7 protein-coding genes are annotated in these 6,423 nt (G+C 40.5%); 2 read left to right on the plus strand and 5 right to left on the minus strand.

Going from position 1 to position 6,423, the window contains the following annotated elements; translation table 11 throughout:
- Positions 1-122: 122 nt before the first annotated feature.
- From DTW91_RS12500 to DTW91_RS12510, 3 genes are all read right to left on the minus strand, one after another.
- The gene (locus tag DTW91_RS12500; RefSeq protein ID WP_125203692.1) at positions 123-416 is read right to left on the minus strand and encodes a hypothetical protein; all 294 of its coding nucleotides are present in this window, start codon (positions 414-416) and stop codon (positions 123-125) included.
- A gap of 147 nt (positions 417-563) precedes the next feature.
- Positions 564-1,247: a DedA family protein gene (locus DTW91_RS12505; RefSeq protein WP_125203693.1), complete on the minus strand. Its 684-nt coding sequence runs from the start codon at positions 1,245-1,247 to the stop codon at positions 564-566.
- A gap of 89 nt (positions 1,248-1,336) precedes the next feature.
- The gene (locus DTW91_RS12510; RefSeq protein WP_125203694.1) at positions 1,337-2,620 is read right to left on the minus strand and encodes a replication-associated recombination protein A; all 1,284 of its coding nucleotides are present in this window, start codon (positions 2,618-2,620) and stop codon (positions 1,337-1,339) included.
- A 217-nt stretch (positions 2,621-2,837) separates the two neighbouring features.
- On the opposite strand from DTW91_RS12510, the gene DTW91_RS12515 reads away from it, so the two are divergent.
- Complete coding sequence (locus DTW91_RS12515) at positions 2,838-3,371, plus strand: DUF2975 domain-containing protein (protein WP_125203695.1); 534 nt, start codon at positions 2,838-2,840, stop codon at positions 3,369-3,371.
- Between the two features lie 3 nt (positions 3,372-3,374).
- Positions 3,375-3,581: a helix-turn-helix domain-containing protein gene (locus DTW91_RS12520; protein ID WP_125203696.1), complete on the plus strand. Its 207-nt coding sequence runs from the start codon at positions 3,375-3,377 to the stop codon at positions 3,579-3,581.
- A 2-nt stretch (positions 3,582-3,583) separates the two neighbouring features.
- Here DTW91_RS12520 and DTW91_RS12525 read toward each other — a convergent pair whose 3' ends face one another.
- Together DTW91_RS12525 and DTW91_RS12530 are read right to left on the minus strand one after the other, a co-directional pair.
- Positions 3,584-4,561 carry a polyprenyl synthetase family protein gene (locus tag DTW91_RS12525; protein ID WP_125203697.1) on the minus strand — a complete coding sequence of 326 codons (978 nt, stop codon included), beginning with the start codon at positions 4,559-4,561 and terminating at the stop codon, positions 3,584-3,586.
- A 275-nt stretch (positions 4,562-4,836) separates the two neighbouring features.
- A complete protein-coding gene (locus tag DTW91_RS12530) occupies positions 4,837-5,715 on the minus strand; it encodes a hypothetical protein (RefSeq protein ID WP_125203698.1) in 879 nt (292 codons plus the stop codon).
- Positions 5,716-6,423 lie beyond the last annotated feature (708 nt).

Below are 6,423 nucleotides of genomic sequence, written 5' to 3' on the forward strand. Positions count from 1 at the left end.
TTTGGTTATAATATTTGAAATTCATAAACAATTATCTGATTATCAGGTATAAATATACAAAATTCCACATTAATTACCAAAAAAATCCGCCTCTAGTTGTGAGACGGATTCTTGAACTTTTTTTATTCGACGAGATCCACATTTTCCTCTTCGTGATCGTCGTCATTATCGCTCGTGCTCCAGTAATTATTTTCTTCATCTTCGGAGCCGATTTCTTCCATTTCATCATCGTCTTCCACGCCCGGGATGTCCAATCCTTTATCGGGTTTATCATCATCTATATCTTGGTGATAAATGGGATTTCCATCGCCGTCCAAAGGGAGGATTTCTTCTTTTTCGAAAATATCTTCGGCTGGATTATATTCCATTTCTCTGAGCTTTCTGTCTTGTTCGTTGAAGTTGTCTTGCGGTGTCATAACGTTTTATTTTTGGTTATCTTATTACGCACAAATATGATTCCATACTGGCTTTAAAAGCTGTTTTTTTAGAAATTTATGACAAAAAAGCAACTATTAGAAAATTGTTTCCGATTCTGCAGTTTGAACTGATGTTTCACTTTTTTGTTACTCTATTTTCGTTGGTCTTTCCTTATCTTTTGTAAAAAAGAATTTGATGACAATCGGCAAAGTGGTAACGACTACGATTATCAGTATAATAATCTCTAATTTCTCCTTAAGATCGATGCCAAACTGGTCGAGAAATAGCTTGTCCAGATAATGTCCGGCAAAGATGATTACAAATGACCACGAAAAAGCACCAATAACGTTGTAATAGAAAAATTTTTTCTTATCCATTTTCACAATACCTGCAACGATGGGTGCAAAGGTTCTCACAATGGGAAGAAATCTTGCCAATATCACGGCAATCGTCCCGTGCTCCTCAAAGAAATCGTGGGCTTTGAAAAGGTATTTTTTCTTGAAGAGAAAGGTGTCTTTTTTTTCATAGAGTAGCGGCCCGCTTTTGTAGCCAAACCAGTATCCCACTTCGTTCCCAATAATTGCGGCCAACGCAACGGCACTTGCTAATATGGCTGTGTCTAGAAAGTCGGAACCGGTGGAACCAAAGGTGCTATCGATGATATTGACGGCATAGATGCCGGATATGAAAAGTAAACTGTCGCCCGGCAAAAAAAAGCCTACAAAGAGACCGGTTTCTGCGAAAATAATAAATAAAATGAGCCAAAAACCACCCAATTTGATGTAAAATTCAGGGTTCAGTAAGTCTTTCCAGCTTTCGAAATGTTCCATAGTCGTCTGTCTTCCGCAAATATATTAAAAGCAAATTGAAATCCTCCGCTTAAAATCAATTTTAGGACTATTTAACGAACCGGCAAATTTTACAGATCATATTTGTTTTTCCATTTGTCCTTCAGCTGTTCCCGAATTTTTTTCTCTGTTGAGTTATTCGCAGGATGGTAAAAAGTAGTTCCCGAAATCTTTTCCGGCAAAAATTCGAGATCTACAAAATGACCTTCATAAGAATGCGCGTATTGATAATCTTTGCCATAGTCTAAGTTCTTCATCAGCTTCGTCGGCGCATTGCGCAGATGGAGCGGCACGGGCAAGTTTCCGGTTTTCTTTACCAAAGCCATGGCTTCATCAATGGCGTTGTAAGTAGAATTGCTTTTGGGCGAAACCGCGAGATAAACAGCCGTTTCGCTCAATATAATTCGCGCTTCCGGATTGCCGATGATATTGATTGCCTGAAAACAATTATTGGCCACAACAAGGGCGTTGGGATTTGCCAAACCAATATCTTCCGCCGCCAAAATCAGCATTCTGCGGGCAATGAATTTGATGTCTTCGCCGCCCACCAGCATCCGGGCAAGCCAATAGACCGCACCGTTTGGGTCGGAGCCCCGCATCGATTTGATGAAAGCCGAGATAATATCGTAATGTTGCTCGCCGTTTTTGTCATACAAGGCCATATTTTCCTGCAAAACAGCGAGGACATCTTTGTTGGAGATTTTATTTTTCTTTAAGGATTTGAACTGATTCAGCACCAATTCAACGGCGTTGATCAGCTTTCTGGCATCGCCACCCGAATATTGGATGAAGGCCTGCTTTTCCTCCAAAACGAATTTGCTTTGGTGCAGTCCATTGTATTTGGCAACGGCGATGTCGGCCAGTTCTTCCAGTTTTTCAAATGTCAATGCTTTTAGGATATAGACCTGCGTTCTGGAAAGCAAGGCCGAAACCACTTCGAAGCTCGGGTTTTCCGTGGTGGCGCCAATCAGGACAATCCAACCTTTTTCGACCGCGTGGAGCAGCGAATCTTGCTGAGATTTATTGAATCGGTGGATCTCATCGATGAAGAGTATCGGACTTTTGCCGGAAAAGAGATTTTGTTTTTTGGCTTCTTCGATGATGTCTCGCACGTCTTTCACACCGGCAGAAACGGCAGACAATTTGTAAAACTTACGACCCGATTTTTCGGAGATGATCTCTGCAATCGTGGTTTTGCCGGTTCCGGGCGGTCCCCAAAAAATCAGGGAATTGAGCGTATCGTTGTCCATCATCCGCTTGATGGTTCCGGATTTTCCGGTGAGATGTTCTTGTCCCAGGACTTCCTCAAGGGTTTTTGGCCGTAGAATTTCGGCTAACGGAATATTCTCATTCATCTATCAAAATTACGGAAATTAAATAGTTTGCAAAAAGATATTGGAGTTGTACTTTACCAATCGAGGCTTCCAAAAGCTCAGACTGACAATTTTAAAAATTATGCGCTGGCAATGGCGAAAAACTGTCCAATTTAAAAAACTTTTATGAAAAAAGTAAAATATTTATTGTTTATCAATAAATATTTTTTGATATTTGCATCATTAAATAATTTACAAAATGAATACAAAACAAATTCTCAATGTTCTTAATGTGCTGGCGTGGATCGCTTTCATCGGTTTGTGCATCAAAACCGGAGCACTCATCTTCAATCTGATCTTTAGTTTATTTATCAATCCACAAGCGACGCACAATCTGTATTTGGGTCTGGATCTTTCCATTTTGCATCAAAGCAATCTCACCGAATATATTTCTTTGATGTCCTTCTTTATTTTCATCGCAGGATTGCAGGCCTACTTGTTTTTCGTCACGACCCGATTATTTGAAAAAATCAACCTCGAAAATCCATTCAATGACATTGTTTCTAAGCTGATTGTCAAGATCAGTTATGTGGCTTTTGGCATAGGAATTTTAAGCATTATTACAGAAAATTATGCGCAAAGATTGGTGAAAAAAGGAATACAATTGCCCGATGTGAATGAGTTTGTCGCTTCTTCGTCAGAATATATTTTCCTGGCGGGAATCATCTATGTCATTGCTCAAATCTTCAAAAGAGGTATCGAACTGCAAAACGAACACGAACTAACCATCTAAGCTATGCCGATAATTGTAAACCTGGATGTGATGATGGCCAAACGAAAAATGTCACTGAATGAGCTTTCCGAAAAAGTAGATTTGACATTATCCAATCTTTCGATTTTGAAAACCGGCAAGGCAAAAGCCATCAGATTCAGCACTTTGGAAGCCATTTGCAAAGCATTGGACTGCCAGCCCGCCGATATTTTGGAATATAGAAAAGAGTAGTGCTACAGCTTTCTACGGATCACGTAATCCAGCATCAACTTCAGCGCATCTTTTGCTTCATTATCGGGAAATTCGGATAGTATTTCCAGTGCTTTTTGCTGATAATCCTTCATCGTTTGGATCGCATAATCCATTCCGCCGGAGGATTTTACGAAGTCTATCAGCTCGCGCACCCTTTTGCCGTCGGTGTTGTGGCGCTTTATCGTGGAAAAATATTTTTTGTAATTCTCGGGACTCGCGTTCTTCAAAGTATAGATCAGCGGCAAAGTCATCTTCTGCTCTTTGATGTCGATCCCGACGGGCTTTCCGATGATATTGCTGGTTTGATAATCAAAAAGATCATCTTTGATTTGGAAAGCCATTCCCGTGTAAGTGCCGAACAGTTGCATTTTTTTCGCCGTTTCCTCGTCCACATTGTTGGAGAGCACACCCACCTCGCAGCAAGCCGCAATCAAAGTGGCCGTTTTCTGCCGGATGATTTCGTAATAGATCTCTTCCGTAATATCCAGTTTGCGGGCTTTCTCCAGCTGCAGGAGTTCGCCTTCAGACATCTCGCGTATCGTTCGGGAAATCACGGCCAAGAGGTCATAATCCCGGTTGTCCGTCGATAGCAAAACAGACTTAGACAGCAGGTAATCGCCTACCAATACGGCAATCTTATTCTTCCAAAGCGCATTGATGGAGAAGAAATTTCGGCGTTTGAAGCTCTCGTCCACCACATCGTCGTGGACCAAAGTGGCCGTGTGGATCAGCTCAATCATACTCGCCCCGCGAAAGGTCTTTTCGTTCACGTTGCCCACCAATTTGGCGCAGAGAAAGACAAACATCGGGCGCATCTGTTTACCCTTTGTGGTCACCACAAAACGCGTGACTTTGTCCAGCAGCGGCACATTACTCTTCATAGATTCGTAAAACTTTTGCTCGAAAAGTTTCATTTCATCAGAGATCGGCGCCTTGATCAGTTCTACGGTATTTGCCACTTTGTACGTTTAGGTATGCTATTTTTTTGGAGCAAGACGATTCAGCCTCTTTTCACGGGTTCCACCCGCTTTCCGTTGCAATCTTTTTTTCCCCGCCCAAGAGCCCTCTCCCGAGGAGATGTCTCGCAGCCGCAAAAAAAAGGATTTCCACTGCAATCGGGGCTATGTTGACGATTGGTCTATCGATTGATCCAAAATTATTAATAAAAATTTCAGCAGATGAATTAGTCTAATCTCTCCTTTCTAATATCTTTATTATAAGTCTGCAAATATAATTATTCTAAATCTTTAAACGGAATAAAATAAAGACTTTGGGGCACTTTTTTGATTTTGATGCTGAAGCGTTCGCCCGAGATATACAGTCCCTTTTCCGTCGCAGCAATCCCTTCGATTTGTCCGATGTTGTACGCTTTTCCGAGGAAATATTTTTTCGCCGGCTTGCGAAAAAAGAGCGGTCCCGAATCTTCCTTTTCGAAGATTATCAGGTAAACATTGGCTTTTTTGGTGTAGCCCACCGCGTACAATTTGTTGCCGAAAAACGAGGCATCCGTCACCCCAAATCCGGTATCGAAAGATTCCAGTTTCTGAGCGGGCTGATTCTCCCTCAGATTTTTATCAATTAAATAATGAGAAACAGTGTTGCTAAGCCATTCTTTGGTAAAAATATGGAGCTTGTCTTCAAAAAAAATCATCGCTTCTGCATCAAAATTATGTTGCAGGTTTTGGCGCGAAAAATCCGTTTGCTCGGGATAATAAAAAGGAATAGATTGGACAGAATCTATCAGGATAGAATCGTTTCTAAACGGCAGTCTATAGACTTTCAAATCTTTTCTCGTCCCCAGATTGTTTCCAAAATCTCCGATGTAGAAATTCTCTCCGTCGGTGGTCATCGCTTCCCAATCGATGTTTTTAAGACCCGTTTGGAATGTCTTTTTGATGGACGAACTGCCTGGTTTTATTTCAAAAATTTCACTTGTATTTCCGCTATCGTTGAAGGAAAAAAGTTTTTCGCCCAGCGCCGCCAGGCCGGAACTTTCTCTTAGCGAATCGCTGAGTACCGCAATTTTATAATGGTTGAGATTTAGCTTTGGAATATTTTGTGCCGAGAGTTGGAGGCTCAGCCACAGAAAGACATAATAGCAAATCCTTTTCATACGGTACAAAAATAGGAATAGATTTTTGGAAATGAAGAATGAAGCGTTGCGGCGATTTTTATAAACCCCAATCTTGCAGTCCAATATATTTTAGGCAAAATTGTATTGCAATCTTCCAAATTGATCATTTTCGAACCAGAAGATTTGATTTATTTATTTTCTTCTCTGCGTTGGGTTTTCTTCGATTTTTCTTTCACACTTCTTCGAGAGCGCTTCGAAAAAAGTACCGTTTTTTCGAACAAGAGTCGAACACTTCTCGAACACTTCTGCAAGAAAAGGGTTTTTTTACGGTGTTTAATTGACGGAAAATGGAATGTTGGAAACGAGGATTTCCAGCGTTTTTTTTCGCTCTTTTTTCGCGGTTTTCTTCGAGCGGAACAGATTGAGGTATACTCAATAGTTGTTGGGACATAACAGTAGTAAAATTACTGAAATATACACCCACGTGAGTACTAAAAGTATTCAACAAATTAAAAGTCAGTTTGATAATTTGTAGGATTATAAATAAATACTATATTTGATAAAAATACGCCACTGAGTAGCGGGTATCCCCCCAATTTTGGGTGTATAGTCGCAAGTTTATAGCGAGTATAGGCAAGTTATGCCCAATTTTAAAAAAGAACACAGTATGAAAACAATCTTGACAAGTATTCTATTGGTAATTTATCTTGTATCTTATGGACAAGACTTGACGACAATTCGAGTATC

The organism is Chryseobacterium sp. SC28 (genome assembly GCF_003932955.1).
Lineage (GTDB): Bacteria > Bacteroidota > Bacteroidia > Flavobacteriales > Weeksellaceae > Epilithonimonas.

Coding starts and splice junctions, on each gene's coding strand:
- DTW91_RS12500 (WP_125203692.1), bottom strand. CDS start 416: ATGACACCGCAAGACAACTTCAACGAACAAGACAGAAAGCTCAGAGAA.
- DTW91_RS12505 (WP_125203693.1), bottom strand. CDS start 1,247: ATGGAACATTTCGAAAGCTGGAAAGACTTACTGAACCCTGAATTTTAC.
- DTW91_RS12510 (WP_125203694.1), bottom strand. CDS start 2,620: ATGAATGAGAATATTCCGTTAGCCGAAATTCTACGGCCAAAAACCCTT.
- DTW91_RS12515 (WP_125203695.1), top strand. CDS start 2,838: ATGAATACAAAACAAATTCTCAATGTTCTTAATGTGCTGGCGTGGATC.
- DTW91_RS12520 (WP_125203696.1), top strand. CDS start 3,375: ATGCCGATAATTGTAAACCTGGATGTGATGATGGCCAAACGAAAAATG.
- DTW91_RS12530 (WP_125203698.1), bottom strand. CDS start 5,715: ATGAAAAGGATTTGCTATTATGTCTTTCTGTGGCTGAGCCTCCAACTC.